Genomic DNA, 25607 nt, shown 5'->3' on the forward strand with positions numbered 1-25607 from the left:
GTCCGGCAGCGCTGCGTGCCGCGCGCGCCAACATCCGCCAGCACATGAAATACACCAACTGGCTGGCCGGCACCCGCCAATGGCTGGCCGGCAACAAGGTCACCTATGCCGATCTCGCGGCTGCAGCTGCGCTGTCTGTGCTCGACTATCTCGGCGAGATCGACTGGCGCGAACACGCTGCCGCGCGCGAATGGTATGCACGGGTGAAATCGCGGCCATCGTTCCGGCCGCTTTTGTCCGACCGGGTGCGCGGCCTATCGCCGGTGTCACATTATGCGGACCTCGATTTCTAAAGCGGAAAACCTGCGCGCGCTGATCGACCGCGAGGCACGGCGCGCCGGTTTCGATGCCGTTGCCGTCACCACGCCCGATGCCATTCCGCAGGCGCCGGCCCGGCTCGCCGAATTCGTCGCCGACGGTTTTCACGGTTCGATGGGCTGGATCGCCGAGACGCTCGAACGCCGCAGCGAGCCGACAGCACTTTGGCCCGAAGTTCGCTCCATCATTGTGCTCGCCATGAACTATGGCCCCGACCACGACCCACGCGCGGTCCTGGTGAAGCGCGACCGCGGCGCGATCTCGGTCTATGCGCAGAACCGCGATTACCACGACGTGATGAAGGGCCGGCTGAAAGAGATTGCCGGCAAGATCGTGGCGCGCGCCGGTGGCGATGTAAAAGTGTTCGTCGATACCGCCCCGGTTATGGAAAAGCCGCTGGCAGAAGCCGCCGGCCTCGGCTGGCAAGGCAAGCACACCAATCTGGTCAGCCGCGCGCACGGCTCCTGGCTGTTCCTCGGCACCATCTTCACGACGGCCGAGCTTGCGCCCGATACGCCCGAGGACGACCATTGCGGCTCCTGCCGCGCCTGCCTCGACGTTTGCCCTACCGACGCCTTTCCGGCTCCCTACCGGCTCGATGCGCGACGCTGCATCTCCTATCTCACCATCGAGAGCAAGGGGCCGATCCCGCACGAGTTCCGGGAAAAAATCGGTAACCGCATCTATGGCTGCGACGACTGCCTGGCCGCCTGCCCGTGGAACAAGTTTGCCCAGACTGCGTCGGAGGCAAAGCTCGCCGCCCGCGCGGACTTGCGCGAGCCGCCGCTCGCCGATCTCTTGGCGCTCGACGACGCGGCTTTCCGGTCCTTGTTCACCGGTTCGCCGATCAAGCGCATCGGTCGCGACCGCTTTGTCCGCAATGTGCTGATCGCCGCCGGCAATTCCGGCGATTCCTCGCTCGGCAACGCCGTGCGCGCGCTGCTCGGCGATGCCTCGCCCCTGGTGCGTGGGGCGGCGGTATGGGCGCTGTCACGGCTTGTGCCTGAAACTGAATTTGCCAGACGCGCCACCGCTGCGGTCAAAGCAGAAAGCGACGACGCCGTGCAACGCGAATGGCGCCTGGCGCTGGCAAATCAAATCGAGGCGCATGCATGAGCGAGAAGCATATCTTTGTTTTCGGGGCCGGCTATTCGGGCAAGGCATTTGCCCGAGCCAACAAGGATGCCGGCACGATCCTTGGCACGACACGCGCGCCGGAGAAATTCGAAGCGTTGCGGCAAGCCGGGATCCAGCCGCTGCTTTTCGATGGCGCGCTGACGCCCGAAATCCGTGACGCGCTCGAGAAAACAACCCATCTCGTCGTCTCGGTGGCGCCGGAAGAGGCCGGCGACCCGGTGTTGAATGCGGCGCGCGAGACAATTAGGACGGAGATGCCGGCGCTGAAATGGATCGCCTATCTCTCCACCGTCGGCGTCTATGGCGACCATGGCGGCGGCTGGGTGGACGAGACCGCCGAATGCCGGCCGGTGTCGAAGCGCTCGATGATGCGTGTCACCGCCGAGCGGGACTGGCTGAGACTGGGTCGGGACATCGGCCGGCCGGTGGCGATCCTGCGGCTTTCCGGCATTTACGGGCCGGGCCGCAATGCCCTGGTCAATCTGGAAAACGGCACCGCGCGGCGGCTGGTCAAGCCGGGCCAGGTGTTCAACCGCATCCATTGCGACGACATTGCCGGGGCGCTTTGGCATCTAATCGGAGACAATCGCGGCGGCATCTTCAACGTCACCGACGACCTGCCGGCGCCGCCGCAGGACGTCGTCGCCTATGCCGCCGGGCTGATGGGCGTCACACCGCCGCCCGAAATTCCGTTCGAGACCGCCCAGCTTTCGCCCATGGCGCGATCCTTCTATGGCGAGAACAAGCGTGTCGCCAACGCGGCGATCAAGGCTGCCGGCTATCGCTTTCGCTTTCCCGACTACCGCTCGGCCTTCGACCAAATGTGGTCTGACGGCAGATGGCACGACGGCGAGGCGCGCAGCCCGATGAAGCGGTCGTGATCGAAACCTCGCGCCGGGCATGATATGATTCGACTTAAATTCGCAGAGGGGTTCTGCTTCATGAAACCGTTGAAGCAATCATTGCCCGGCAGAGCATTGCTGCTAAAGCGCGTCGCGACGCGCTTTAGATCTCTGTTTATGCCTGTCGTTGTCCCAAAGCCGCTGCGCACCCTCGGTTCAAGCCCGAGGGCATGCTTTGGGCGACATGCATTAGCAGCGCTCGCCGTCCTCGCCCTGGCGGGGCTTGCGGCGCGACCTGCCGCCGCCGAAGGCCTGGCGAAAGACCTGTTCGGCGCCAAAAAGCTGCCGGCCGTGGCTGCGCCGCAATCGATCGGCTTTTATTCCAAGGGCTGCTTTGCCGGCGGCGTCGCCATCCCCATGGACGGCCCGAAATGGGAGGTGATGCGGCCTTCGCGCAACCGTCGCTGGGGCCATCCGACGATGATCGCGCTGATCGAGAAACTGTCGCGCGACGCCGCGGCCGACGGTTGGCCCGGCCTGCTGGTCGGCGACATTTCGCAGCCGCGCGGCGGCCCGATGCTGACCGGCCATGCCTCGCACCAGATCGGCCTCGACGCCGACATCTGGCTGACGCCGATGCCCGACCGCAAGCTTTCGATCGACCAGCGCGAAAATATGAGCGCCACCTTGCTTGTCGATGAAAAGACCCATCTGGTGAAGGATGCGCTCTGGGTGCCGGCGCATATGCGGCTCCTAAAGCGCGCGGCAAGCTACGCGGAAGTCGAGCGCATCCTGGTCAATCCCGGCATCAAGAAGAAGCTCTGCGACACGGTGAAAGGCGACCGCGCATGGCTGCGCAAGGTCAGGCCGTTCTGGGGCCACGACTATCACTTCCACATCCGCATCGGCTGCCAGCCCGGCTCGCCCAATTGCAAAGCACAGGAAAACACGGCGCCCGGCGACGGCTGCGACCAGTCTCTGGCATGGTGGTTCACCGAGGAACCGTGGCGCCCCAACAAAAACCCGGACAGGCCGAAAGCGCGCGACGTGATGACGATGGCGAGCCTGCCCGCGGCATGCCAGGCGGTGCTCGACGGGCCCGATCCGGCTTCGGCGGAGGCGGTCACCTTTTATGGCGACGGCGTGCCGGTCGCGGCTGCACCCACTCTCACGGTGGCCCCGGCGCCGGCGCGGGCATCCGCAAGCGGCGCGGCAGCGCTTCCGGCCTCGATCAACGCCTTCGCGGCTACACCCGAGATCGGCATTCCATTGCCGCGACCGCGGCCGGGGAACTGATGCCAGGATAATCGCCTCGGCTTCCACTGATGTTGGAGACGACCAACTGTTGGGTCGGCGCCGCCCCTCATTGCCCTGCCGGGCATTTCTCCCCGTATAGTGACGGGAGAAAGGGCTGGCCGCGGCCTTGGCGCCGTTCTTGCAGAGTTGGAGATTAGCGGAACCATCGATGAAAGCGCCCCCTTTCCCCGTCACTATACGGGGAGAGGATGCCGGCAGGCAGGTGAGGTGCAGCGCCAACGCTGAATAGGGCTAGCACGAAATTCGGACCTGAGGTGATTGCTCCGGAACTGACTCTGAAGCGACTTTCCCTTTTCCAGGTCATGCGCTAGTCAACGAAAGAACAGCGGAACGCCACTGGGAACCGGGACGGACAAGAGCATGCCAGGCGACGACGACACAGCGCTGCAGTTTCCGGTCCTGATCGGCGACATAGGCGGCACCAATGCGCGCTTTTCGATCGTGCTCGACGCGAACTCGGAACCAACCGAGCCGCAGATCGTCCAGACGGCCAACTTCAACACCATCGACGACGCGATCCAGGCAGCGGTGCTCGACCGCTCGCCGGTCCGGCCCAACTCCGCCGTGCTGGCGGTGGCCGGCCCGGTCGACAGCGACGAGATCCCGCTCACCAATTGCCCGTGGATCGTCAAGCCGAGAAAGATGTTTGCCAGCCTCGGCCTCAGCGACGTCGTGGTGCTCAATGATTTCGAGGCGCAGGCGCTGGCTGTCGTGGCGCTTGGCGAAGAGCATATGGAAAAGATCGGCGGCGATGCGCCGGAGCCCAATGCCGGACGGGTGGTGCTCGGTCCCGGAACCGGGCTTGGCGTCGCCGGCCTGGTCCACGCGCTGAACCATTGGATTCCGGTGCCCGGTGAGGGAGGGCACATGGATATCGGGCCGCGCTCGCCGCGCGATTTCCAGGTCTTTCCGCATATCGAGAAGCTCGAGGGCAGAATCTCCGGCGAACAGATCCTGTCCGGACGCGGCCTGGTCAATGCCTACCGGGCGGTGGCCAAGGCGGACGGCAAGCCGGCGCCCTTCACCACGCCGGCCGAGGTCACCGCGGCGGCACTGGCGAAGTCAGATCCGGTGGCCGAGGAAGCGCTGTCGATGTTCGTCACCTGCCTGGGGCGCACAGCCGGCGACCTTGCGCTGGTGTTCATGAGCCGCGGCGGCGTCTTCCTGACCGGCGGCATCGCCCAGAAAATCCTGCCGGCGCTGAAAACGGGCGAGTTCCGCGCCGCCTTCGAGGACAAGGCGCCGCATAGCGAGATGATGCGCACCATGCCCGTCTATGTGATCACCCATCCGCTGGCAGCGCTTTCCGGTCTTGCCGCCTATGCCAGAAACCCGTCGCTGTTCGGCGTCCAGACGGCGGGGCGACGCTGGCGGGCTTAAGTGACGCCCTGAGCCGCGGCGAAGTTTTGCCTACCTCGGCCATAGGCAAGCCGCCACCGGGGCGCTAAGAGGATTGCCGAATTAGCCCGGCCGCGAGGCCGAACCGACATCACGGAACGATCCCGACTTTGAACCAGTCGCCCAAACATCAAGCGGAAGCCCGGCACCAAGCCAAAGCCCGGCCCGGCGAGATCGTGGCGGTGGTCCGCCGCATCATCGCCGAGAACAGCCACGAGTACCGCTGGTATTATGCTCTGGCCGTTCTGTGCCTGGTGATAGTTGCGGCTACGACTGCCTTCACCGCCTGGATCATGAAGGACGTCGTCGACCAGATATTCTACGAACAGCGCGGCGATCTCATCGCGCTGATCTGCTTGTTGATCCTGGGCGCATTCATGCTGCGCGGGCTGGCCACTTACGGCCAGGCGGTGACGCTGGCCAGGATCGGCAACAATCTGGTGGCGCGCTACCAGCGCCGCATCTTCGCTCATCTGATGAAGCTCGGCGTCGGTTTCTTCAACGACACGCGCTCGGGGCGGCTGGCCGCCCAGATCAACGAGAACGTCAACGGCATCCGCGACCTGCTCTCGATGACGCTGACGTCATTGGCACGCGACGCCGTATCGCTGGTCGCGCTGATCGGCGTCATGATCTGGCAGGATCCGATGCTGTCCCTGATGTCGCTGCTGGTCGGGCCGCCGCTGATCTACACGGTCGTCTACCTGACCCGCAGAATACGACGCGCCACGCGCGAAGCGGTGCAGATCAACTCGCGGCTGATCGGCGCCATGCAGGAAGCAACGCAAGGCATCGCCATCGTCAAGGCGTTCACGCTGGAAGACGAGCTGTCGCGTCGCATCAGCGATCTTGTCACCGGCGCCGAGCAGCGGGCAAACCGCATCGCGCGCGTGTCGGAACGGTTGACGCCGATCTCGGACATGCTGGCCGGCTTCGCCGTCGCCGGCGTCATCGCCTATTCCGGCTACCGGGCAGCCGTCAGCGGCCAGCCGCCTGGCGCGGTCTTTTCCTTCATCACGGCACTGATGCTCGCCTACGACCCGGCCCGGCGGCTGGCGCGCATGCAGGTCGGCATGGAACGGGCGCTGGTCAATGCGCGCATGATCTACGAGCTGCTCGACCTCGAGCCGCAACAGGGCGACGCGCCCGGAGCGGTCGAAGCGAAGATCACCAGGGGCGAGGTGCGCTTCAACAATGTGTCGTTCGGCTATGTCGCCGACGCGCCGGTGCTGCAGGAGCTCAGCTTCGTCGCCGCTGCCGGCAAGATGACGGCCATCGTCGGCGCCTCGGGCGCCGGCAAGTCGACGCTGGTGGCGCTGCTGCAGCGCTTCCATGATGTCGAAGCGGGTAGCATCGAGGTCGACGGCCAGGACATTTTAGAGATGACCAAGCAGTCGCTGCGCAGCTCCATCGCCTATGTCTCGCAGCAGCCCTATCTGTTCGAAGGCACCATTCGCGACAACATCCGCTACGGGCGGCTCGCCGCCAGCGACGCCGAGATCGAACTGGCCGCGCAGCAAGCCGAGGCCGACGGCTTCATCCGCCAGCAGCCGCAAGGCTATGACACCCCTGTCGGTGAAGGCGGCGTGACGCTGTCGGGCGGCCAGCGCCAGCGTCTGTCGATCGCCCGCGCCATCGTGCGGCAGGCGCCGATCCTGCTGCTCGACGAGGCGACCTCGGCGCTCGACAACGAGGCGGAAGCGCGCGTCCAGCAGGCGCTGACCCAGGTGACGGAAGGGCGCACGACCATCGTCATCGCGCATCGGCTGTCGACCGTGGTCAATGCCGACCACATCGTCGTCATGGAACAGGGGCGGCTGGTCGAGCAAGGCACGCATGCCTCGCTGATGGCCGACCCGCACAGCGTCTATGCCCGCTTTCACCGGGTGCAGGGCAACAAGGGGCTGGGGCTTGTCGACGACGGCAAGCCAATCCAAACTTCGGTGCGCCGCGCGAAAAAGGCGGTCGGGAGAACTTTATGAGCGGTGCGGCCACAAACGATCCCCCCGTCAATGAAATGGGCCTGGTGGTGGTCGGCGCGGCCGGCCGGATGGGCCAGGCGCTGATCCGCGCCATTCACACGATACCGGGCGCACGCGTCGCCGGCGCGATCGAGCGGGCCGGCTCGCCACATCTCGGCAAGGATGCCGGCGAGCTTGCCGGCATCGGCAATATCGGCGTGGCGATCGGCGACGACCCGCTGCCGGCCTTCGCCAAGGCCGACGGCGTGCTCGATTTCACGAGCCCGGCAGCGACGGTCGAATTCGCCGGCTACGCGGCGCAGGCGCGCATCGTCCATGTCATCGGCACCACCGGCTGCTCCGCGGACGACAATGCCAAGATAAAGGCGGCGGCGCGCCACGCGACGGTGGTCAAGTCAGGCAATATGAGCCTCGGCGTCAATCTGCTGGCGGTGCTGGTCGAGCAGGCGGCGCGCGCGCTCGACGCCGATGATTTCGACATCGAGATCCTGGAAATGCATCACCGGCACAAGGTCGACGCGCCGTCGGGCACGGCGCTGCTGCTCGGCGAAGCCGCTGCCGTCGGGCGCGGCATCGATCTTGACGGGAACAGCGTGCGGTCGCGCGACGGCCACACCGGCGTGCGAAAGACCGGCTCGATCGGTTTTGCCACGCTGCGCGGCGGCTCGGTGGTCGGCGACCACTCCGTGGTGCTGGCCGGCACCGGCGAGCGCATCACGCTCGCCCATCACGCCGAGGACCGGGCGATCTTCGCTCGCGGCGCGGTCAAGGCCGCACTGTGGGCGCGCGGCAGGAAGCCGGGACTGTATTCGATGCGGGACGTGCTCGGACTCGCCTGAGACGATCTGATCCACAAACTGAAGGAGCAAAAATGTCGGGAACTCTCGTGCTCGTGCGCCATGGCCAGAGCGAATGGAACCTGAAGAACCTCTTCACCGGCTGGCGCGACGTTGACCTGACCGAGCTGGGCCACGCCGAGGCCAAGGAGGCGGGCGCCAAGCTGAAGGCGCGCGGCCTGAAATTCGACATCGCCTTCACGTCGTCGCTGATCAGGGCGCAGAAGACCTGCCAGCACATTCTCGACGCGGTCGGCCAGAGCGATCTCGAGACCATCCGCGACCAGGCGCTGAACGAGCGCGACTATGGCGACCTCTCCGGCCTCAACAAGGACGATGCGCGCAAGAAATGGGGCGAGGAGCAGGTGCATGTCTGGCGCCGCTCCTACGACGTGCCGCCGCCCGGCGGCGAAAGCCTGAAGGACACCGGCGCGCGCGTCTGGCCCTATTATCTGCACGACCTGCAGCCGCATGTGCTGCGCGGCGGCACCGTGCTGGTGGCGGCGCACGGCAATTCGCTGCGTGCGCTGATCATGGCGCTGGACGGCAAGTCGGGCGAGGAGATCGTCAAACTGGAGCTCGGCACCGGCGTGCCGGTCATCTACAAGCTCAACGCCGATTCGACCGTGGCATCCAAGGAAGTGCTGGAGAACTGAGCCGGCGAGTGCGTTTCAAAAAAGCGCGTTGACACTCACCGTTTGCCCGCCTAAAGAGCCCGCACCAGCCCAGATGGCGGAATTGGTAGACGCGCACGGTTCAGGTCCGTGTTCCGCAAGGAGTGGAGGTTCGAGTCCTCTTCTGGGCACCAAATCCCTTTGTAAGTTCTTGATTTCCCGGAAACTGCGGTTTCCGGGCCGTCGGCTGCACATGACCTTGCGAATGACCTCACCCAACAAGGTGTCCTAGCACGCCCTACAGTTCGTAAGGCGTGTGCCCGCGGACAACTTGAAAGTTGGCGCGCGACCCCCGGTTGTAAGCATCTTCCCATACGGTATGTCATCGAGTAGCGTGCAGGAGCGGCACGTGACGGCGCTCCCTTTGGCGAATGCGCTGCCGCACCTTCAGCAGTTGCCGTCGGCAGATGGGGCTGCTGTCACAACTCGGTGCTTGCCGTGACAGATTGTTCCCGTCCCGGTTCATTTCAGCGCCGAAGCGAGGGGGAAGAAATGCACGACCGATTTCGGCAGTGCCTGCGGAAAATGTCGCTGGCGGCATTGACGATGCTGGCGGTCCCGGCCCAAGCGGCTGATCTCGTCATTGCAATGCCGAACTGGCCGTCGGGCCAGGCGACGGCAAACATTCTCAAGGTCAGTCTGAAGGAAAATTTCGGGCTCGATGCCGATGTGCGCGAGATGGGGACGCTTATCGCCTTTGCCGGCCTCGATTCGGGCGAGGTGGATATTCATCCCGAAATGTGGCTGCCCAACCTCGACAATCTGGTGAAGAAGTATGTGGACGATGCCGGCACGGTTGCCATCAGTCCCATCGGTGTGCCGGCATGGCAAGGCATATGCGCAACCCGCGAAACCGCCGACAAATTTGGCATTCGCGACATTTCGGACCTCACCGACCCGCGCAAAACTGCCGCGTTGGACACGGATCGGGACGGACATGGGGAACTGTGGATTGGCGCTGAGGGTTGGTCCTCGACAGCTATCGAGCGTGTCCGCGCCAACAGCTATGGCTACGCCAAGACAATGACTTTGCTGGAGACGCCGGAGGATGTCGGAATGGCGGCCGTCGATGCCGCGGTCGCCACGGCTCATCCGATGGTGTTTGCCTGCTACGCGCCGCATCACGTGTTTGAGCTGCACGACATTGTCCGGCTTACCGAGCCGCCTTTTGACCCGGCAAAGTGGAAGATCGTGCTGCCTTCCGAGGACCCGCTCTGGGTCTCGAAGTCCAGCGCGCCAGTGTCATGGGATACCGCACATTTCCATATCGCTTACGCCACCTCACTGCGCAAAAAATATCCGAAGGTGGTCGAGTTCCTGGAACGGGTCGCGCTCAAGCCCGAGGACGCCGCGAAGATGAGTTATGCGCTCCAAGTGGAGCGTCAGGATCCTTACGAGTACGCCAAACAATGGGTTGCTGCACAGGGCGCTCGGGTGAACGGGTGGGCAAATCCATGAACGGCAAGCTGATGATCGCGGGACGCGCCATTCTCCAACGGCGCTCCCTGACCGCAATTGTCGCGGCAGCGTTCGGTCTTGTCGCAGTGGCGGCGCTGGCTGCGGGAACACAGGTTTTCGATCCGAAAACCCGCAAATGGGTGGACTACGACCGCACCAAGGCACGCAAATACTATGCCGCGCACAATGAAGTGCCGGAGGCGTTTCGGCCGCAGATGGTCAAGTTCCGCACCGCGGAAGTGCCCGGCACGATCATCATCGATGGCAACCAGCATTTTCTCTATCTTGTGCAGCCCGGTCAGCGGGCCATGCGCTACGGTATCGGCGTCGGCCGGGAGGGATTTGGATGGGCCGGAATCGTGCGCGTCGGCCGCATGGCGGAATGGCCGACCTGGACGCCCCCGGCCGAAATGATCGCTCGTGATCCGAATGCGGTCAAACATGCGGGAGGCATGCCGGGAGGGCCGGACAACCCGCTCGGCGCCAGGGCGCTCTATCTGTATGAGCGCGACCAGGACACGATCTACCGGATACACGGCACGCCGGAGCCCTGGACGATCGGGCTCGACGTGTCATCAGGGTGCATCCGGATGAGGAACGACGACATCACCGATCTCGCATCCCGCGTCAAGGTTGGAGCCAAGGTCATCGTTCTCATGCAGGGGGCGGCACTTTACAAGGGTGTGTAAGGCCGGGAAGCGGCATTCGGGGAGGGACCAAGCAATGTCGGCAAAACATGCAGTGAGAACGTCGATCCGGGCAACAACAATTGGATTTTTGGTGGGAACACTGAGCGCTTGCGTCAGCGCCCCGCCGCCGCCTCCCCAGGAACAGATGTCCAGGACCAAGGTCGAGACGGCCCCGGCGGACCTTCAGCTTCTTTGCGCCGACGCGGCCGCCAAGGCGAGCGGCGTCGACAGCACGAAGATACTTCCGGTTTCGTCGAGCAAGATCGATCCCCAAACCTATCAGGTCGAGCTCGATGCCGGCGGCAAGAAGACAAGCTGCCTGGTGGATACCGAAGGCAATGTCAAATCCGTTGTGCCCACCTGATCCGCTCTGGTCGAGGAATTTTGCGACGATCTGACGATTGCCGCGAACCTGGCGTCGACTTCGGACATGACGATGTCGGTGGCGACCAGCCGTGGTGAAAGGTTTAGAACCCCAAGAAAAAGCCCGGCCGACCGCAGCTTGCCTCAACCCAGCGGCATCATCGTGATTGGCACGTTCGGGCATTAGCTGTACCATTCCTATGCCGGTCGTCGACGTGGCGTGTTCCGGCGAGGGAGAAACGTCCATGTTACGATCAATTTCGCTTGCGGTTTTCCTGGCGGTCGTTCCTGCGACAGCCTTTGCAAACTCATGCCCGACCATCATGGCCGCGATCGACGCGGCGTTGCCGACCGCCACCCTCTCCGAGGCCGATAAGACCAAAGTCAAGGAACTGCGCGCCCAAGGCGAGACATTGCACGCCGCCGGCGATCATGCAGGATCAGAGGCTGCGCTCAACCAAGCCAAGACGATGCTCGGCATATAGCTGCAACGAACGCGGCTTTCCTGGCCGATCTTCTTGGCCGATTTCCCGGCTTTGTTCGGTTGTCGGCCGGTTAGGGATCGCGGTCTTGACCGGTTGAAGCAGGTCCGACCTGGGTTGGATCAGCCCAGTCCGATGCGCTTGGCGCCTTGCCGGAACATGGCCTCGGCGTCTGGCTCGAAGCGGAAGGCGCAGATAAAATCGTCGGCGTAGTCATTCGGCAGCGTCTTGCGAAGAACAGCGGAAAATTTCGTGCCTGGTCAAGCCGTCCCGCCAGCGCAAGGCAGTGCGCCGCGATCGCCAGTCAGTTGCTCGGCAATCCAAAAAGCCTTCCGGCGGGCACGACGTCATTGATCCCGGCAAGCCGCAGACAATGCCAGGCCATGGCGTGGTTGCTGGACGTGACCGGCACGCCAATGCGCTGCTCGAGCCCGGCGGCCGCTTCGGCGATGCGCAGGCTGGTGCATGATACGAAGACCGCATCCACCCCCGGCGTGGCAGCCATCCGCTCGGCCGCGGCTTCGATCGATGTGACCGAGATGCGGGCGGCGTCGCGATCGTCGCGCCGGTCGAAGGTCGCGACGGCTGATATGTCGACGCCGCGCCCGCTGAAATAGGCAACGAGGTTTTCATTGATCTGCGGCGCGTAGGGCGTCAGCAGGCCGATGCCTTTGACGTCGAGAGCCTTGAACGCCGCGAGCGCGGCGGTGACGGGTGTGGTGCAGGCGACATTTGGCCGTGCCTTCCTGATCTCCGCGAAAACCGCCTCTTCGCCGAGCGTCATCGTCGCCGAGGTACAGCCGAAGGCAACGACGTCCAGGGGAATGCTCGGCAAGATGAGGTCGACGGCCGGCGCGATCCTGGGACCGATGGCGCGCAAGGTGTCGGTGGTTATGTCGTTGTCGCTGAAGACGCGGGATTCGTAGAAGGCGACACCGGACTGGCGCACGAGCGCGCGGAATTCATGCTCCAGGGTCTGATCCGTGGCCAGCACCACAAGGCCGATCGCCGCGCGTGACGCCAGACCGCCGTCGAGTTCCGATGGCAGCACGCCGAGGTCAATCGGCCCGGAAGACGCAAGGCGCGTGGCGGCGACGTTGGCAGACATGACGTTGTTGAGAGACATAGCGTTGTCGAAAGACATGGCGTTCCCTTTCAAAGTCGGTTCAAAGACCATCCATTGGAATGGCCGGCGTCCGGCCGGCGATCAGATCGGCGGTGATCCGGGCCGACCCGTGCGACATGGTCCAGCCGATGTGGCCATGCCCCGTGTTGAGGAAGAGGTTGCGCAAGCGTTGCCGTCCGAAGGCGGGAAGATTGTTCGGCGTCATCGGCCTCAGACCCGCCCACATTTCCGCGCGATGGTAGTCGGCGCCCTCGGGGTAGAGGTCCTCGGCAACCCCTTTCATGAAGGCGAAATCGGCGGGCTTATGGCTGGTGTCGTAGCCGGCGAACTCCGCCGTTGCGGTGACGCGGATGCGGTCGCCGAAGCGCGAGATGGCAACCAGATTGTGCTCGTCGACGGAGGCGATGGTCGGCGGCAGCGGACGATTGCCGATCGGGATCGTCAGCGAATAGCCCTTGATCGGGTAGATCGGCAGTCGAATGCCGATCTTTCTTGCCAGAACAGGACTGTGGCTCCCGAGCGCAAGCACATAGGCATCGCCCCTGAAAGGCTCTTTGTCGGTGAGCACCTGCGCGACAGCGTCGCCGGTCGTTTCGATACCGGTGATCTTCGTGCCTGTGTGGATGGCGCCGCCGCGGGCGATAATCTTGGCGGCGAGGGCCCTGGTGAACTTTGCCGGGTCGCCGGTCTCGTCGGTCGGGCAATAGATGCCGCCGGCAATCTTGTCCTTGGCGGACGCCAGAGACGGATCGAGCGCGACGATCGCGTCTCGGTCGAGCACCTTGATCTCTTGTCCGTCCGACTGCAGCAGCTCCATATGCTCGACACCATTGTCGAGCGCCTGCTGGCTGCGATGGAAATAGACGATGCCGCGATCGTTACGGTCGTAGTCGATTTGCTCGTCGGCAACGACCTCGCGCAGCACTGCCTGCGAGTAGGCGGCGAGGCGATGCTTGAGCAGCGTGTTGCGCCGCGCCTTGGCGGCCGTGCATTCCATGAGAAACAACCAGGACCACGTATAGAGCCGCGGATCCGCCGAGAACTTGAAGCGCAGCGCCTGGTCCTGGAGCACCAGCGATTTCAGCAAGGTTATCGGCGCCCTGGGGGACGACCAGACAAAGGAATGGCCTGGCGCGATCATACCGGCATTGCCCCAACTCGTTTCAGCGGCGACCTGCGCATTGCGTTCAATGAGCGCGACGTCGTGACCGTCCCTTTGGAGTTGATAGGCTGTCGTGACACCAACGACGCCGCCACCCAGCACCACTATGCGCATGACGCCTCCGGAAATCACAAAGTGAGTACACTTTAGAAGGTTGGTTGGAATTCACAAGAGGCCTGAAGAGATGGGCGAGGCGACGAAGCTGCCGATCTCCCCCCATGCGGCCCCATGCGGGGGAGATCGGCTGTTCCGCCGCTCACGCTCGGTCCGCCTCGCTGTGTTCCTCTTCCCCGCTCTCCGCGATGGTCCTCCTACGCGGTAGTGCCGAAAAAGATCCGCGCTAAGCCACGCGCGGCCACCTCCATTGCATGCGCCGAACTCAGCGTGATGTGCTTTTCGACCAGGGCTGCCCCGCCCGCGGCATCGCGACGGCGCAGGGCATCAATGATCGCCTCATGCTCCTGGTAGCTGTGGCTGCGGCGCGGCATGGACTCCAGATCGATGCGCCGGAAAAAGCGAATCCGCGAACATAGGCCCTCGAGCGCATTGACCATCTGCGCATTCTTCGACAATTGCGTCAGGGCCATGTGGAAACTTTCATCGGCAACGGCAACCTTCGCCCACGACCCTTCACCCTTCAGGCTGCTATGCTTGGTCCATGCGTCGACCGTCGCCTGGATCTCGGTGTCCGTTGCCCGCTCACAGGCCAGGACGAATGCGGCCCGCTCGATCGCCGCGCGGAGTTCGTAGAGATCGCGCACGGCTTCCGGCGTGAGTTCGCGGGCATAGAATCCCTTGTTCGGAACGGATGCCACGAAGCCGTCGCGCTGCAATCTGTTGAGAGCCGCGCGCACCGGCGTGCGACTTACGCCAAGTTCAGTCGCGAGTTCGACCTCGTTGATCTTCTCTCCCGGCCGGAAACGATAGTCGATCGCGAATTCCTTGATCGCCGCGTAGACCCGATCGACACTGTCGGCAGCGCGGACGATGCGCTCTCGCTCCTTTGCGCGCGTTTGGACTTTTACCCCGTTATTGACGTCATTCCTGGGGTTCGTTGTCATCCTGTCCTCATGCCTCCGCACGCAGCTGAAGCACGCGTCTGAAGAGGCCCATGCGACGCGCTTTATTTTTTGTATGCATGTCATTACCCCTTTTGGGCAACATGCATTAGCCTCCCGAGAAGGTCAGCTCCGATAAGATACATAGCTGAGTCGTAAAGTGCACTCAGTTATCCGCACCGAGAAGGCCGGGCGAGGATCGCGGCCACGATCGGTTGTAGTGTCAGACGGAGGCATGGCTCGGGCTCATTCGCTTCACAAGCACCATCCCGACCTGGGATGGATCAGCCCAGCCCAATCCTTCTCGCCCCTTGCCGGAACATGGCCTCGGCGTCCGGCTCGAAGCGGAAGGTGCCGATAAAATCATCGGCGCAGTAGTTCGGCAGCGTCTTGCGCAGCGCGGCGGAAAAGTTTCGCGCTTCGTCAAGCCGTCCCGCCAGCGCAAGGCAGTGGGCGGCGATCGCCAGGATGATGGCATGAGCATTGGGACGGGCGGCGGCTTTCAGCGCCCATTCGGCAGCCTCGTCGAACTGGCCGAGCCGGACATGCGCCATCGCCCTGGCCCCCAGCATGCCGAACAGCAGCGGATCGAACGGGCTCAGATGGCGCGAATGGTCGGATGAACCGATCGCCGCTTTTGGGTCACCCGACTGCGAGTGTACAAACGAAAGTGCGTAGTGGCCAAGCGCGAAGTTCGGGCTGAGGTCGACGGCCCGCTCCAACTCGATGAGGGATCCGTCCTGCTCGCCGCGCAGCCACAGGGCCCGGCCCATGGCCCAGTGGGCGGCCGGATTGTGGTCATCGACCAGAAGACTTTGGCCGGCGGTTTCGAAGGCCAGCGCGCTTTCCCTGTCGCGGTCTCCCCAGCGCTGAAAGGCGTTTTGCCAATGGGTGAAGGACAGGCCGGCATAGGCACGGGCGAAGGTCGGATCGAGCTTCAGGGCCATGCCGAAGAAATGCCGGGCCTGTTCGTTTTCCGTGCGGGTGAAGCGATACATGTGCCAGAGGCCGCGATGGTAAGCCTCCCAGGCATTCAGCGAGTTGGGCGCTTTCAGCAAGGCGCGGTTGCGCTCGACCATCTCGATTTCGGCCGAGATCGACGAGACAATGCTGTTGCCGATATCGTCGAGGACGGCAAAGATATCGTCGGGCTTGCGCTCGAACGTCTCGGCCCAGACGATCCTGACCGTGCGAACCTCGACAAGTTCGACTGAGACCACGACGCGGCCTGCCTGGCTGCGCACGGTGCCGGTGGCGACATAGTCGACGTTAAGCCGCCGGCCGGCGTCTTCGGGCGCGATGTTTTTTTCCGCCAGCGCAAAGACCGAGCCGCGGGCGATGACGAAGAAGTCCCTGAGCTTGGCCAAACGGGTGATGATGTCGTGGGTGAGGCCGTCGGCTAATCCACCGCGAGAGGGGCCACCGCGAGCACTGCCGATGCCGGCTTCCTCGATGAAAGGCATCACGGCAAGCGAAGCCTTCTGCGATGCAGCAGTATCGGGATGGGGAAGCACAATCGACGGCTGGGGGGCCGCGGGCAGAAGTGCCGGTCGCGCCCAGAGCGTCGCGGCAGGCCGTTCGCTGCGGAGCGTCCGCCATGCCTCACGAACGGGACTGAAATCCAGATCCTCCGAAGCAAACAGCTGCTCCGCGGAAGCGAGATGTTCCTCGCACGCGCCGATCTGGCCGCGCCGTGCAAGCCCTGCCAGAAGAGCCGCATGCGCGCGCCCGTCGAACGGATTAAGTTCCACCCACTTTTCCAGATGCGGAGAGGTTTCGTCGGCATCTGCCGGGAGATTGTTGACGAGATGTTCCAGGACGGCGGCATGGCATGATCTGAACCGGCGGCGTTGCGCGATCAGCCAGCTGTTGAAATGCGGGCTGCGGTCGATCTCCAGCCCGTCGAGGAAATCGCCGACGAACAGGCCGGACAAGACCTGCAGCCGCTCCAGATCGAGCGTCTCGAGTCCTTCAGTGGCGGCCGAGGCAATATCGATCGCGTCGACGAGACTGCCGCTGAGATCAAGCGCGACCGTATCGCCAGACGTCTCGATCCTGGCGGGGTCGTCGAGAATGCTTCTGAGCTTGCTGAGGCACCAGCGAAGCTCGCCCCTCGGATCGTTCGGCACGTCCCACAAGAGCTCGCACAGACGGCTGCGTCCGACGGCATGCGGCGCTAGCGCCAGATAGGCGAAGAGTGCGCGCAGCTTGCGCGATGCCGGCAGTTGCACGACGGCACCGTCGCGCATGATCGTCAGCGGCCCGAGCAGCCGCACGGACAGCCCGGCCGTTGCGCCGCCCAGGCTCGATCGAGCGGATTCCACGTGCGTTTCCACGCTTGCTCCCACGCTGGCCTATCGCCCTCTGCTTTATCACTGAAAGCGATAGAGTGCATCCGGCAACGAATTTTCCGCGCCGGACGCCACTGCCGCTTTCCGAGCCGCATTGCCGGCAAAGGCACCTTACCGCGGTAAGGTCTCGAAACCTCGCCGCCCAAGCCGCCGGTTTGTAACCGGCTCGTGACGACAACTCGTGACAATAACAAAAAGAGGAGAACAGCCATGTTGTATCAGCAAAAAATCAGGACCACGGCCGGCCGCGGCCGCCTGTTCGACAGTATTCTCGACACCGTCGGCGATACGCCGGTGATCAGGATCAACAATCTCGGCCCCGATGGTGTGACGATCTATGTGAAGGCCGAGTTCTTCAATCCGGCGGCGTCGGTGAAGGACCGGCTGGCGCTCAACATCATTGAGGAGGGCGAGCGCAGTGGCGCCTTGAAGCCGGGGCAGACCGTGGTCGAGGCGACCAGCGGCAACACCGGCATCGGGCTGGCCATGGTCTGCGCGCAGAAGGGCTATCCGCTGGTGGTGACCATGGCCGACAGTTTCTCCATCGAGCGCCGCAAGCTGATGCGGATGCTGGGCGCCAAGGTGGTGCTGACGCCGCGCGCCCAGAAAGGCTTCGGCATGTACAAGAAGGCGGTTGAGCTGGCGGAAGCCAATGGCTGGTTCCTGGCCCGTCAGTTCGAGACCAAGGCCAATGCCGCCATACACGAGGCGACGACGGCGCGCGAGATCATCAACGATTTCACCGGCGCGCGGCTCGACTGCTTCGTCACCGGTTACGGAACCGGCGGCACCGTCGTCGGTGTCGGACGCGTGCTGCGCCGGGAGCGTCCGGAGACCAGAATCGTGCTGGCCGAGCCCGCCAACGCCCAGCTTATCGGCAGCGGCAAGGCACAGGAGCGTGGCGCCGACGGAGCGCCCGCCGCCAGCCATCCGGCTTTCGAGCCGCACCCGATCCAGGGCTGGACCCCGGATTTTATCCCCAACGTGCTGCAGGAGGCGGTCGACGCCAGCCTCTACGACGAGGTGGTGCCTGTCCCCGGGCCCGAGGGCATCAAATGGGCCAAGGCGCTGGCGCAAAAGGAAGGGATTTTCACCGGCATCTCCGGCGGAGCCACTTTTGCCGTGGCACGCCAGATCGCGGAAAAAGCCGCACCCGGCTCGGTGATCCTGTGCATGCTTCCCGACACCGGCGAACGCTACATGACGACGCCGCTGTTCGACGGCATCGAAGCCGAGATGGACGCGGAGGAGACAGCGCTTTCGCGCTCGACGCCGGGTTGCCAGTTCCCGGCTGAGTAGCGGGAGAGGGAGAAACCAACATGGACGCGACGCCAAAATCCTCCGGCATGGCTTTCGAAGAAACGCTCGACATGCGCCGCCTGCAGCAGGGGGAGCGCATCGTGCCAATCGCCACCGTGTCCAGCCGGATGCTCGCCGTCACCGAGGAAATGCGCACGGTCATGGATTTTGCGCGAAAAGTCCTGGAGGGCGACGGCCTGGGGCCCGATGCCTGCGATTTCATGTTCGGCAATCCGCAGGAAACGCCGTTGCGTGGATTTGTCGATGCATTGATCCGCCACGTCGAGCCACAGGATGTTCACTGGTTCGGTTATAAAAAGTACGATGCGCTGGCGCGCGAAACGGTGGCCCGCTCGCTCAGCCAGGCGCGAAGCCGGAACTACAAGCCAGACGACATTGCGATCACCGCGGGAGGGTTCGGCGCGATAGCGGCTGCGTTGCTCGCCGTGCTCGAGGTGGGAGAGGAGGTCATCTATCCGCGTCCCGGCTGGTTCGCCTATGGTGCCCAGATTCGCGGCGCGGCAGGGACACCCGTCGCCGTCGACCTAGCACCGGGAACCTATGACCTCGATCTCGAAAGGATTGAGGCAGCGATCACCCCGCGCACCCGCGTGGTGGTGGTCAACACGCCGCACAACCCGACCGGCCGCATCTTTCCCCGTGCTCAACTCGACGCGCTCGCCGACAAGCTCGCGGCCGCGTCCGAAAGATTTGGCAAGGTGATTTATCTCCTTGCCGACGAGCCCTATGCGCGACTGGTGTTTGACGGCCATGCGCATATCAGTCCGGCCGAGAGCTACCCGCACACGCTGATCGCCTATTCCTTCGGCAAGACCTTGCTCGCGCCCGGCGAGCGCCTGGGCTGGCTCGCACTCGGGGCGGACATGCCCGAGGCCGATCGCATACTGTTGCGCGAGGCTGTCGACATAGCGCAGGTTTCGCACGGTTGGGCTTTCGCCGGCCGTACCCTGCAGCGGGCACTGCCTGATCTCGAGAAGCTCAGCATAGATGTCGCAGCCCTCGCGCGGCGCCGCGATCGCATGGTCGAAGGCTTGAGGGCAGCGGGATACGACCTGCCGGTGCCTGAAGGTACCTTCTATCTCATTCCACGCTCCCCAATACCGGACGACATGGCCTTCGCGGCACGCCTCGCAACTGACGGTGTCTGGGTGCTGCCCGGCAGCGTCGCCCAATTGCCTGGACGTCTGCGGATCAGTTTGACTGCAAACGACGGCATGGTGGAGCGCTCTTTGCCCGTCTTTGCGCGAGCGATCCGGGAAGTCGCAGCCTAACTCCTGGCGAGCAGGAGCTCACACAAGGGCTTCTGGTCCATCGCTTGAGCGATGGCTGGCGGCCGTTGCAATCGACTGCTGAATGCCAAATTAATAGGTCCTGATCCTAGTCAGGGATGCTTCAGCGCATCGCAAAACCTTCGCGGTCACGCCGGAATATCTGGAATCGACGCCGCGCGGCCTCGCCTCCGGACACTGGCTGCATGATTACGGCCTGCAGACGTCACGCGGTTTCCGGGCGCTGAAGGTATGGATGGCGCTGAAGGAGCACGGCATCGAGAAGTTCGGCCGCCTGATCGACCAAAACATCGCGCAGGGACATTATCTCAGCACGCTGATCGAGGCCGAGCCGCTGCTGGAACTCGTCGCGCCACCGAGCATCAACATCGTCTGTTTTCGCTACCGCGGCGACGAGACGTCGGGCGAGCGACACAAGGCGCTCAACATCGAGATCATGCTGAGGCTGCAGGAAGAAGGCATCGCCGCCCTTTCGGACACGACGGTGCATGGCCAGCATTGCCTCAGGGTGGCGATCAACAATCACCGTAACCCGGCGCGAGGATCTCGACCTGCTGGTGCGGGAGACAGTGCGCCTCGGACGTGAGATATCAAGGTCCGGCGTGGCTCTCCCTTCTCCCCTTGTGGGAGAAGGTGGACGCGAAGCGGCCGGATGAGGGGTGTTCCAGCTTGGCACCGATCGCTTCGTCCAACACCCCTCAACCGTCTTGGCGCTGCGCGCCAATCCACTCCCGGGGCGAGTCACTTGCCTCGCCCGTCCTTCGGACCCCACAAGGGGAGAAGGGAAGACCCGCGATCACGCCTCGAGCCAAACCTTCTCGAAATGCTGCTCGAGCGACTGGTGCTGCTCACAGCCATGCACGCCCTTGCGATAGGTCCGATAGACCGAGCGCCAATAGGGCTGGATGATGATGCCGGAGTCGCGCAAATTCTGTTCGATCTTGGCCATGATCTCCTTGCGGGCGCCAGCGTCGGGTGTGGCCAGCGCCTTGTCGAGCAAGGCGTCGAACTCGGGATTGGCATAGGCGCTCTCGTTCCAGGCGGCGCCTGATTTGTAGGCAAGAGCCAGCACCTGGACGCCCAGCGGCCGGCCGAGCCATTCGGTGCAGGAGAAGGGATATTTGCTCCAGTCGTTCCAGAACGTCGCCGCCGGCAGCACGGTGCGTTTGACCTTCAGTCCGGCGTCGCGCATCTGCGCGGCGATGGCGTCGCCGGTGTTCTTCTGCCAGTCGACATCGACGGAGATGAGGTCGTATTCGTGGTCGGACTTGCCGGCCTCGGCAAGCAGCGCCTTGGCTTCGTCGACGTTGCGCATGGCCGGGCCGATATCGGCGTATTCGGCGTGCATCGGGCCGACATGGTGGTTCTCGGCCGGCTTGCCCCTGTCGTCCATGCCGATCTTCAGGATCGTGCCGTTGTCGACGGCGAGCTGGGCGGCGCGCCGCACCTTGATGTCGTCATAGGGCGGATTGCCGACGTTGAAGCGCGCTACGATGGTCGAGCCGGTGGCAAGCTCGGAATTGCTTAGATCCATGGCGTCGGTTTGCGAAACCGTATCGGCGGCGGTTTCGTGGTTGGTGTCGATCTCGCCCGATTCAAAAGCCGAGAACATGGCATTGGGATCGGAGCCGTAGTCGACCCATTGGATGCCGTCGAGATAGAAGTCGCCCTTCCACCATGGCTTATCCTTGCGGCGGACCTCGGCGCCAACCTCGGCGTTCCATGCCACCAGTTCGCAAGGTCCAGTGGTGATCGCCAGCGCCTTCAGCGGATCGCCGTCGCCATCGTAGCTGCGATGCATGATCAGCGCCGGATAATCGGTCATGCCGGCAATCAGCGATATGTCGGGCTTCGGCAGATTGAGCCGAACGGTAAAGTCGTCGACACGCTCGATGCCGCCGTCGACAGGCTTCTTGGTGGCTGCGTCGACCAGCGCGCCCATGCGCTCGGCGACCGAATTGCCGGCGACGCCGGCATCGCACCAGCGCGTCAGATTGTGGACGACGTCGTCGGCGTTGAAGGTATCGCCATTCGACCAGGTGATGCCCTTGCGGACGTGCAGCGTGAGCACGCGGGCGTCGTCGCTGGTCTCCCAGCTCTCGAGCAGCCACGGCTCGAAGGTGAAATCGCGGTTCCAGCGCACCAGATATTCGTTGCACTGACGGGCGACATTGGACATTTCGACGCCGTCGAAAGTGCGCGGATCCTTCCAGCCCTTAACGTTCATGGCGACGCGCAAGACGCCGCCGCGCCTCGGCTCCTCGGCCGCCCTGGCCGGGGAGGGCGCAAGGCCGCCCAGCGCCAGCGCGCCGGCGGCGCTGACGCCCAGTGCTGCCATTGTGGCGAGATATTCGCGTCTATTCATGCCGCCTTTCTTGAAGCCGTCGGCGACGGGTTCGGCCTGCGGATGCAATGCTCTGTCGGTCAGCATGAATTTCATCGTCGTTCCTCCCTGTCGGCGCCCGGTCGACCGCTTCGCGGGGGCGGATGCGGTTGCCGGGCGCCTTTGGTCATAGGCGATGATAGTGCGGGCTTCAGCGAAGAAATGTTCGCATTTCCGCAGTTGTTGTGCGCTGTTCCGCAGACGGAAGGTCCCCCTCATCGCGGCTTCCCTACAACCAGCCGCCCTTGCCGAGCGTGGCGATGGCGGCGACGATGCGGGTGAACGCTTCGTCGGCCCGCGGCACGGTTTTGCGGGCGCGTAGAAAGCTGTGCACGAGGCGCGGCTCTTCGTACCACCAGGCGCGGCCGCCGGCGGCGAGGATGCGGTCACGATAGGCCTCGCCGTCCGATGACAGCGGATCGCATTGCGCGGTGACGACGACCGTCGGCGGCAGGCCGGAGAAGTCGCTGTCGCGCAGCGGCGCGAAGGTCGGGTCGTCTGGCGACTGTGCCTTGCCGGAGCGGACCTGGCGATAGAATCCGATGTCGCTGAGCGTCAGCAGCGGCGCTTCGGCGTGCTCGACATAGGAGCCGGCGCTCTCATCGCCGCCCAGCTCCGGATAGATCAGCACCTGGCCGATTGCGTGGCGAGGATGATGGCGTGCCGCATGCGCCACCCCAGCGGCGAGATTGCCGCCGGCGCTCTCACCGCACAGCACGACCGGCAGCCCGCTTGTCGTCGCCGCCCATTCGAACACCGTCAGCGCATCGTCGAAGGCGGCCGGATGCAGATGTTCGGGCGCCAGCCGGTAGTCGGCGGACAGCACCGTAAAGCCGGTGCCGGCGCAGATCTCGGCGCAGATGTCGTCATGGCTGTCGAGCCCGCCAAGCACGAAGCCGCCGCCGTGATAATAAACGACCATCGCTTGCGGTGCCTTGCCCGCCAGTTGGTAGCGCCGGATCGGGATCGCATGGTCGCCAGCGGCAACCGCGCTGTCGCTGGCTTCGACGCCTGCGGGAGTGCCCGCGTGAAACGCCCGGCACATCGCGTCATAGACCGCCCGCTGCTTGTCGACCGGCAGATCCATTTCGGGTGGATACCATGCGTTGACCCGGTCGATATAGGCCCACAGCGCCGGGTCGAGCAGCGTCGCGTATTTTCCCCGTTTTGCTGTCTCGGGCTTTTCGGCGTCGCTGACCATTGCCATCCGATCCCACCAAATCCGCTGGAAGCGTCAGAGCTCGTCGTAGAGCCGGGCCGCGTTTTCGTAGGTGAAGCGCAAAGGCACGGAACCCACGACCTGCCATGCATCGACGGTCTCGCCTGCGATCAGGCGGCAGGCGCCGTCGGTGGTGGTGACGGCGCCGCCATAGAGCCGGTTGGCAAGGTTGAGGATGGCAGTCTGGTGCATCGCCGTGCTGCCGCTGCCGCAGGCATCCTTGACCAGCAGCACCCGAAAGCCTGATGACACCGCATCCCTGACGGTGGCGTCGATGCAGGCCTCGGTCCACACGCCGGCAACGACCAGCCACTCGATGCCTTCGGCCTTGAGCCGGCCGGCGGCAGGGCCTGCACCGAAGGCACTGGCCTCAGTCTTGACCAGCATCATCTCGCCGGCGACCGGCGCCACTTCCGGACAGATCGCCGTCAGCGGATCGTCCTTGTCGGAGAAAGCCGACCTGCCATTCGCATCGACCGGATGGAACCGCCGCGCCTCCCTGGTGAGATCGACGATATAGGCCGAATGGTAGAGCAGCACGTCGTTGGCCCGCGCTGCGGCCTGCAGGCGCTGGACGTTGGCGAGAATGTCGCCAAAACCTTCGACCAGATAGCGCTTGTCCTGCCGATGCTCCTCCTGGAGGTCGACGAAGACCGCGGCCGCCGTGCCGCGCTCGATCGTGATCGGGCTCTTCATTCAAACCTGCCTGTCAAGAAAATCGTCCTCATAGGGAAAGCGCGACAGAAGCTCGGTGCCGGTCTCGGTGATCAGTATCTCGTCTTCGAGCTTGACACCCTCGCGTCCGCCTTTCTCGCCGATATAGCTCTCGACGCTGACCACCATGCCGGGCACGACAAAACCGTCGCGGCCATAGGTCTCGTAGTCCATGGCGTGCGCGATGAACGGCGTCTCGCCATGCATGCCGACGCCGTGCATGACAGAGGTATAGCGCTGGTCGACGAAGCGGTCCGGGATCTTCCAAGCCTTTTCAGCAATCTCGCGAAACGCCATGCCGGGTTTCACGATCGAGATGTTGTGCTGAACCTGGTCGTGGGCCATGCGGTAGAGCGATTTCTGATAATCCGTCGGCTTGCCCGGCCCGCAGCGGAAGGTGCGCGAGAAGTCCGAATAATAGCCGTAGCAGCCGATCGTATCGGTATCCAGCGCCAAAAGTTCGCCCGGCCTGATCTTGCGGCCGCTCGCCTCGTTGAACCACGGGTTGGTGCGCTGGCCGGAGGTCAAGAGCCGGGTTTCGATGAACTCGCCGCCTTGACGGATCACCTCGTGATACATGATGGCGAACAGATCGTTCTCGGAAACGCCGGGCTTGATCGCCTCGCGCACCGCGTAGACGGCGGCCTCGGCGCCGGCCATCGACACCTGCAGGCATTTTACTTCTTCGGGCGTCTTGACCGCCCGCACGGCGAGGATTTCGCCCTGGCAATCCCTGACCTCGCAGCCGCGCTTTTCCAGCGCCAGCGCCTGCAGATGGCCGCAGCGGTCGAGGCCGAGCTTCATCGAGCCGCCGCCATGCGCCTTGAGCAGTTCTGCGATCTCGTCGGCGAAGGGACCCGCTGTTTCGTCGTCGCGGCCCGACACCGAGGACCACACCAGCTTGGAAGGACGCGCCTCGTCGATCGTGTCGAGCACCATCGAGACATGGTAGCTCTGCGGATATTCGAACAGCACGATCGGCCCTTCGGTGGGGATGAAGAAGTAGCGGGTCGAGTTGCGCAGGAAATAGCCGAACATGTTGCGCGAGCCGGTGGCGTAGCGCTGGTTATAGGGATCGAACAGCACCACGCCGCCATAGCCGGCCTCGCGCATCCAGGCGCGCAGCTTGGCGAGCCGGCCTTTGCGTAGTGCATCCGCGTCGATGAAGGACGGCTCGGTATCGGACAGCCACATGCCGCCGGCCGGATCGGCCGCCGCCGGGTGGCGCATACGGTCCTTGAAGTCGACGTCCTCGGTGCTGTCGGGGTCGAAAACGACAATGCTCATGGGTGCCTCCTGGAAACGGGGAAGATGAGCCATGCCTTGCGCAGAGGCTGTGCGGAATCCCGCAGGTGTTGTGCCGGATGCCGCTTGAAGTCGTCCGTAGCGCTCTACGGCGCCCCCCTCTGTCCTGCCGGACATCTCCCCCTCAAGGGGGGAGATCGGCCGTCATCGCCGCTTTCGCGAATTTCGCCCGTCGCAGGAGGAG

The 25607-nt window shown here is 64.0% G+C and carries 22 protein-coding genes, 1 tRNA gene and 1 pseudogene; 16 read left to right on the top strand and 8 right to left on the bottom strand.

Annotation, left to right across the window (positions count from 1 at the left end; translation table 11 throughout):
• From EOB36_RS25190 to EOB36_RS25255, 13 genes are all read left to right on the top strand, one after another.
• The coding region (locus tag EOB36_RS25190) for a glutathione binding-like protein (RefSeq protein ID WP_206637206.1) at window positions 1–293 on the top strand (293 nt) is incomplete at its 5' end.
• A complete protein-coding gene (gene queG / locus EOB36_RS25195; protein WP_095484741.1) occupies window positions 274–1434 on the top strand; it encodes a tRNA epoxyqueuosine(34) reductase QueG in 1161 nt (386 codons plus the stop codon). The genes EOB36_RS25190 and queG, both read left to right, overlap by 20 nt.
• On the top strand, window positions 1431–2336 hold the full coding sequence (locus EOB36_RS25200) for an SDR family oxidoreductase (RefSeq protein ID WP_095484742.1): 906 nt from the start codon (window positions 1431–1433) through the stop codon (window positions 2334–2336). Before queG ends, EOB36_RS25200 begins: the two co-directional genes overlap by 4 nt.
• A 138-nt stretch (window positions 2337–2474) precedes the next feature.
• Window positions 2475–3593, top strand: a complete 1119-nt coding sequence (gene mepA / locus EOB36_RS25205) for a penicillin-insensitive murein endopeptidase (RefSeq protein ID WP_095484743.1) — start codon at window positions 2475–2477, stop codon at window positions 3591–3593.
• Between the two features lie 381 nt (window positions 3594–3974).
• Window positions 3975–4994 carry a glucokinase gene (locus EOB36_RS25215; RefSeq protein ID WP_095484744.1) on the top strand — a complete coding sequence of 340 codons (1020 nt, stop codon included), beginning with the start codon at window positions 3975–3977 and terminating at the stop codon, window positions 4992–4994.
• Window positions 4995–5122: 128 nt separating this feature from the next.
• Window positions 5123–6994, top strand: coding sequence for an ABC transporter ATP-binding protein (locus tag EOB36_RS25220; protein ID WP_128285950.1), 1872 nt, complete (start codon window positions 5123–5125; stop codon window positions 6992–6994).
• Complete coding sequence (gene dapB / locus EOB36_RS25225; protein ID WP_095484746.1) at window positions 6991–7833, top strand: 4-hydroxy-tetrahydrodipicolinate reductase; 843 nt, start codon at window positions 6991–6993, stop codon at window positions 7831–7833. Before EOB36_RS25220 ends, dapB begins: the two co-directional genes overlap by 4 nt.
• Window positions 7834–7865: 32 nt before the next feature.
• Entirely contained in the window at window positions 7866–8486 is a 621-nt protein-coding gene (locus EOB36_RS25230) for a 2,3-bisphosphoglycerate-dependent phosphoglycerate mutase (protein ID WP_095484747.1), read from the top strand.
• Between the two features lie 67 nt (window positions 8487–8553).
• Window positions 8554–8638: transfer RNA gene (locus tag EOB36_RS25235), tRNA-Leu, on the top strand.
• A 358-nt stretch (window positions 8639–8996) separates the two neighbouring features.
• Entirely contained in the window at window positions 8997–9962 is a 966-nt protein-coding gene (locus tag EOB36_RS25240; RefSeq protein WP_128285951.1) for a glycine betaine ABC transporter substrate-binding protein, read from the top strand.
• Window positions 9959–10651, top strand: coding sequence for a L,D-transpeptidase (locus EOB36_RS25245; protein WP_095484749.1), 693 nt, complete (start codon window positions 9959–9961; stop codon window positions 10649–10651). Before EOB36_RS25240 ends, EOB36_RS25245 begins: the two co-directional genes overlap by 4 nt.
• A gap of 145 nt (window positions 10652–10796) precedes the next feature.
• Window positions 10797–11015, top strand: coding sequence for a hypothetical protein (locus EOB36_RS25250; RefSeq protein WP_292504389.1), 219 nt, complete (start codon window positions 10797–10799; stop codon window positions 11013–11015).
• A 244-nt stretch (window positions 11016–11259) separates the two neighbouring features.
• Window positions 11260–11499, top strand: coding sequence for a hypothetical protein (locus EOB36_RS25255; RefSeq protein ID WP_128285953.1), 240 nt, complete (start codon window positions 11260–11262; stop codon window positions 11497–11499).
• A gap of 301 nt (window positions 11500–11800) precedes the next feature.
• On the opposite strand, the gene EOB36_RS25260 is transcribed toward EOB36_RS25255, so the two are convergent.
• The 4 genes from EOB36_RS25260 to EOB36_RS25275 form a co-directional block, all read right to left on the bottom strand.
• The gene (locus EOB36_RS25260) at window positions 11801–12640 is read right to left on the bottom strand and encodes an aspartate/glutamate racemase family protein (RefSeq protein ID WP_245467882.1); all 840 of its coding nucleotides are present in this window, start codon (window positions 12638–12640) and stop codon (window positions 11801–11803) included.
• A 22-nt stretch (window positions 12641–12662) separates the two neighbouring features.
• Window positions 12663–13898, bottom strand: coding sequence for a D-amino acid dehydrogenase (locus tag EOB36_RS25265; RefSeq protein ID WP_128285954.1), 1236 nt, complete (start codon window positions 13896–13898; stop codon window positions 12663–12665).
• 197 nt (window positions 13899–14095) lie between these two features.
• Entirely contained in the window at window positions 14096–14845 is a 750-nt protein-coding gene (locus tag EOB36_RS25270; protein ID WP_095484752.1) for a GntR family transcriptional regulator, read from the bottom strand.
• Between the two features lie 281 nt (window positions 14846–15126).
• Entirely contained in the window at window positions 15127–17166 is a 2040-nt protein-coding gene (locus tag EOB36_RS25275) for a BTAD domain-containing putative transcriptional regulator (RefSeq protein ID WP_164897615.1), read from the bottom strand.
• A gap of 237 nt (window positions 17167–17403) precedes the next feature.
• Here EOB36_RS25275 and EOB36_RS25280 point away from each other — a divergent pair, with 237 nt between their 5' ends.
• The 3 genes and pseudogenes from EOB36_RS25280 to EOB36_RS25290 form a co-directional block, all read left to right on the top strand.
• On the top strand, window positions 17404–18492 hold the full coding sequence (locus EOB36_RS25280; protein ID WP_128285955.1) for a pyridoxal-phosphate dependent enzyme: 1089 nt from the start codon (window positions 17404–17406) through the stop codon (window positions 18490–18492).
• A 20-nt stretch (window positions 18493–18512) separates the two neighbouring features.
• Window positions 18513–19784 carry an aminotransferase class I/II-fold pyridoxal phosphate-dependent enzyme gene (locus tag EOB36_RS25285; protein WP_206637207.1) on the top strand — a complete coding sequence of 424 codons (1272 nt, stop codon included), beginning with the start codon at window positions 18513–18515 and terminating at the stop codon, window positions 19782–19784.
• A gap of 106 nt (window positions 19785–19890) precedes the next feature.
• Window positions 19891–20458 (top strand): annotated as a pseudogene (locus tag EOB36_RS25290) (pyridoxal-dependent decarboxylase); the annotation flags it as partial.
• A 140-nt stretch (window positions 20459–20598) separates the two neighbouring features.
• Here EOB36_RS25290 and EOB36_RS25295 read toward each other — a convergent pair.
• From EOB36_RS25295 to EOB36_RS25310, 4 genes are all read right to left on the bottom strand, one after another.
• Window positions 20599–22242: an ABC transporter substrate-binding protein gene (locus tag EOB36_RS25295; protein ID WP_128285956.1), complete on the bottom strand. Its 1644-nt coding sequence runs from the start codon at window positions 22240–22242 to the stop codon at window positions 20599–20601.
• Window positions 22243–22414: 172 nt separating this feature from the next.
• Window positions 22415–23392: an alpha/beta hydrolase gene (locus EOB36_RS25300; protein ID WP_245467883.1), complete on the bottom strand. Its 978-nt coding sequence runs from the start codon at window positions 23390–23392 to the stop codon at window positions 22415–22417.
• Between the two features lie 27 nt (window positions 23393–23419).
• The gene (locus tag EOB36_RS25305; protein ID WP_128285957.1) at window positions 23420–24100 is read right to left on the bottom strand and encodes an isochorismatase family protein; all 681 of its coding nucleotides are present in this window, start codon (window positions 24098–24100) and stop codon (window positions 23420–23422) included.
• Window positions 24101–25405, bottom strand: a complete 1305-nt coding sequence (locus EOB36_RS25310; RefSeq protein WP_128285958.1) for a Xaa-Pro peptidase family protein — start codon at window positions 25403–25405, stop codon at window positions 24101–24103. It abuts the gene before it with no gap.
• Between the last annotated feature and the right edge of the window lie 202 nt (window positions 25406–25607).

This window comes from Mesorhizobium sp. M6A.T.Cr.TU.017.01.1.1, assembly GCF_004023115.1.
In the GTDB taxonomy this organism is placed as follows: domain Bacteria; phylum Pseudomonadota; class Alphaproteobacteria; order Rhizobiales; family Rhizobiaceae; genus Mesorhizobium; species Mesorhizobium mediterraneum.

What these genes read in the sequence shown, in the direction of transcription:
- EOB36_RS25215 (WP_095484744.1), top strand. Translation starts at nt 3,975, where the DNA reads ATGCCAGGCGACGACGACACAGCGCTGCAGTTTCCGGTCCTGATCGGC.
- EOB36_RS25250 (WP_292504389.1), top strand. Translation starts at nt 10,797, where the DNA reads ATGTCCAGGACCAAGGTCGAGACGGCCCCGGCGGACCTTCAGCTTCTT.
- EOB36_RS25240 (WP_128285951.1), top strand. Translation starts at nt 8,997, where the DNA reads ATGCACGACCGATTTCGGCAGTGCCTGCGGAAAATGTCGCTGGCGGCA.
- EOB36_RS25245 (WP_095484749.1), top strand. Translation starts at nt 9,959, where the DNA reads ATGAACGGCAAGCTGATGATCGCGGGACGCGCCATTCTCCAACGGCGC.
- mepA (WP_095484743.1), top strand. Translation starts at nt 2,475, where the DNA reads ATGCCTGTCGTTGTCCCAAAGCCGCTGCGCACCCTCGGTTCAAGCCCG.
- EOB36_RS25255 (WP_128285953.1), top strand. Translation starts at nt 11,260, where the DNA reads ATGTTACGATCAATTTCGCTTGCGGTTTTCCTGGCGGTCGTTCCTGCG.
- EOB36_RS25230 (WP_095484747.1), top strand. Translation starts at nt 7,866, where the DNA reads ATGTCGGGAACTCTCGTGCTCGTGCGCCATGGCCAGAGCGAATGGAAC.
- EOB36_RS25285 (WP_206637207.1), top strand. Translation starts at nt 18,513, where the DNA reads ATGGACGCGACGCCAAAATCCTCCGGCATGGCTTTCGAAGAAACGCTC.
- dapB (WP_095484746.1), top strand. Translation starts at nt 6,991, where the DNA reads ATGAGCGGTGCGGCCACAAACGATCCCCCCGTCAATGAAATGGGCCTG.
- EOB36_RS25265 (WP_128285954.1), bottom strand. Translation starts at nt 13,898, where the DNA reads ATGCGCATAGTGGTGCTGGGTGGCGGCGTCGTTGGTGTCACGACAGCC.
- queG (WP_095484741.1), top strand. Translation starts at nt 274, where the DNA reads ATGCGGACCTCGATTTCTAAAGCGGAAAACCTGCGCGCGCTGATCGAC.
- EOB36_RS25305 (WP_128285957.1), bottom strand. Translation starts at nt 24,100, where the DNA reads ATGAAGAGCCCGATCACGATCGAGCGCGGCACGGCGGCCGCGGTCTTC.
- EOB36_RS25200 (WP_095484742.1), top strand. Translation starts at nt 1,431, where the DNA reads ATGAGCGAGAAGCATATCTTTGTTTTCGGGGCCGGCTATTCGGGCAAG.
- EOB36_RS25300 (WP_245467883.1), bottom strand. Translation starts at nt 23,392, where the DNA reads ATGGCAATGGTCAGCGACGCCGAAAAGCCCGAGACAGCAAAACGGGGA.
- EOB36_RS25310 (WP_128285958.1), bottom strand. Translation starts at nt 25,405, where the DNA reads ATGAGCATTGTCGTTTTCGACCCCGACAGCACCGAGGACGTCGACTTC.
- EOB36_RS25280 (WP_128285955.1), top strand. Translation starts at nt 17,404, where the DNA reads ATGTTGTATCAGCAAAAAATCAGGACCACGGCCGGCCGCGGCCGCCTG.
- EOB36_RS25270 (WP_095484752.1), bottom strand. Translation starts at nt 14,845, where the DNA reads ATGACAACGAACCCCAGGAATGACGTCAATAACGGGGTAAAAGTCCAA.
- EOB36_RS25295 (WP_128285956.1), bottom strand. Translation starts at nt 22,242, where the DNA reads ATGAAATTCATGCTGACCGACAGAGCATTGCATCCGCAGGCCGAACCC.
- EOB36_RS25260 (WP_245467882.1), bottom strand. Translation starts at nt 12,640, where the DNA reads ATGTCTTTCGACAACGCTATGTCTCTCAACAACGTCATGTCTGCCAAC.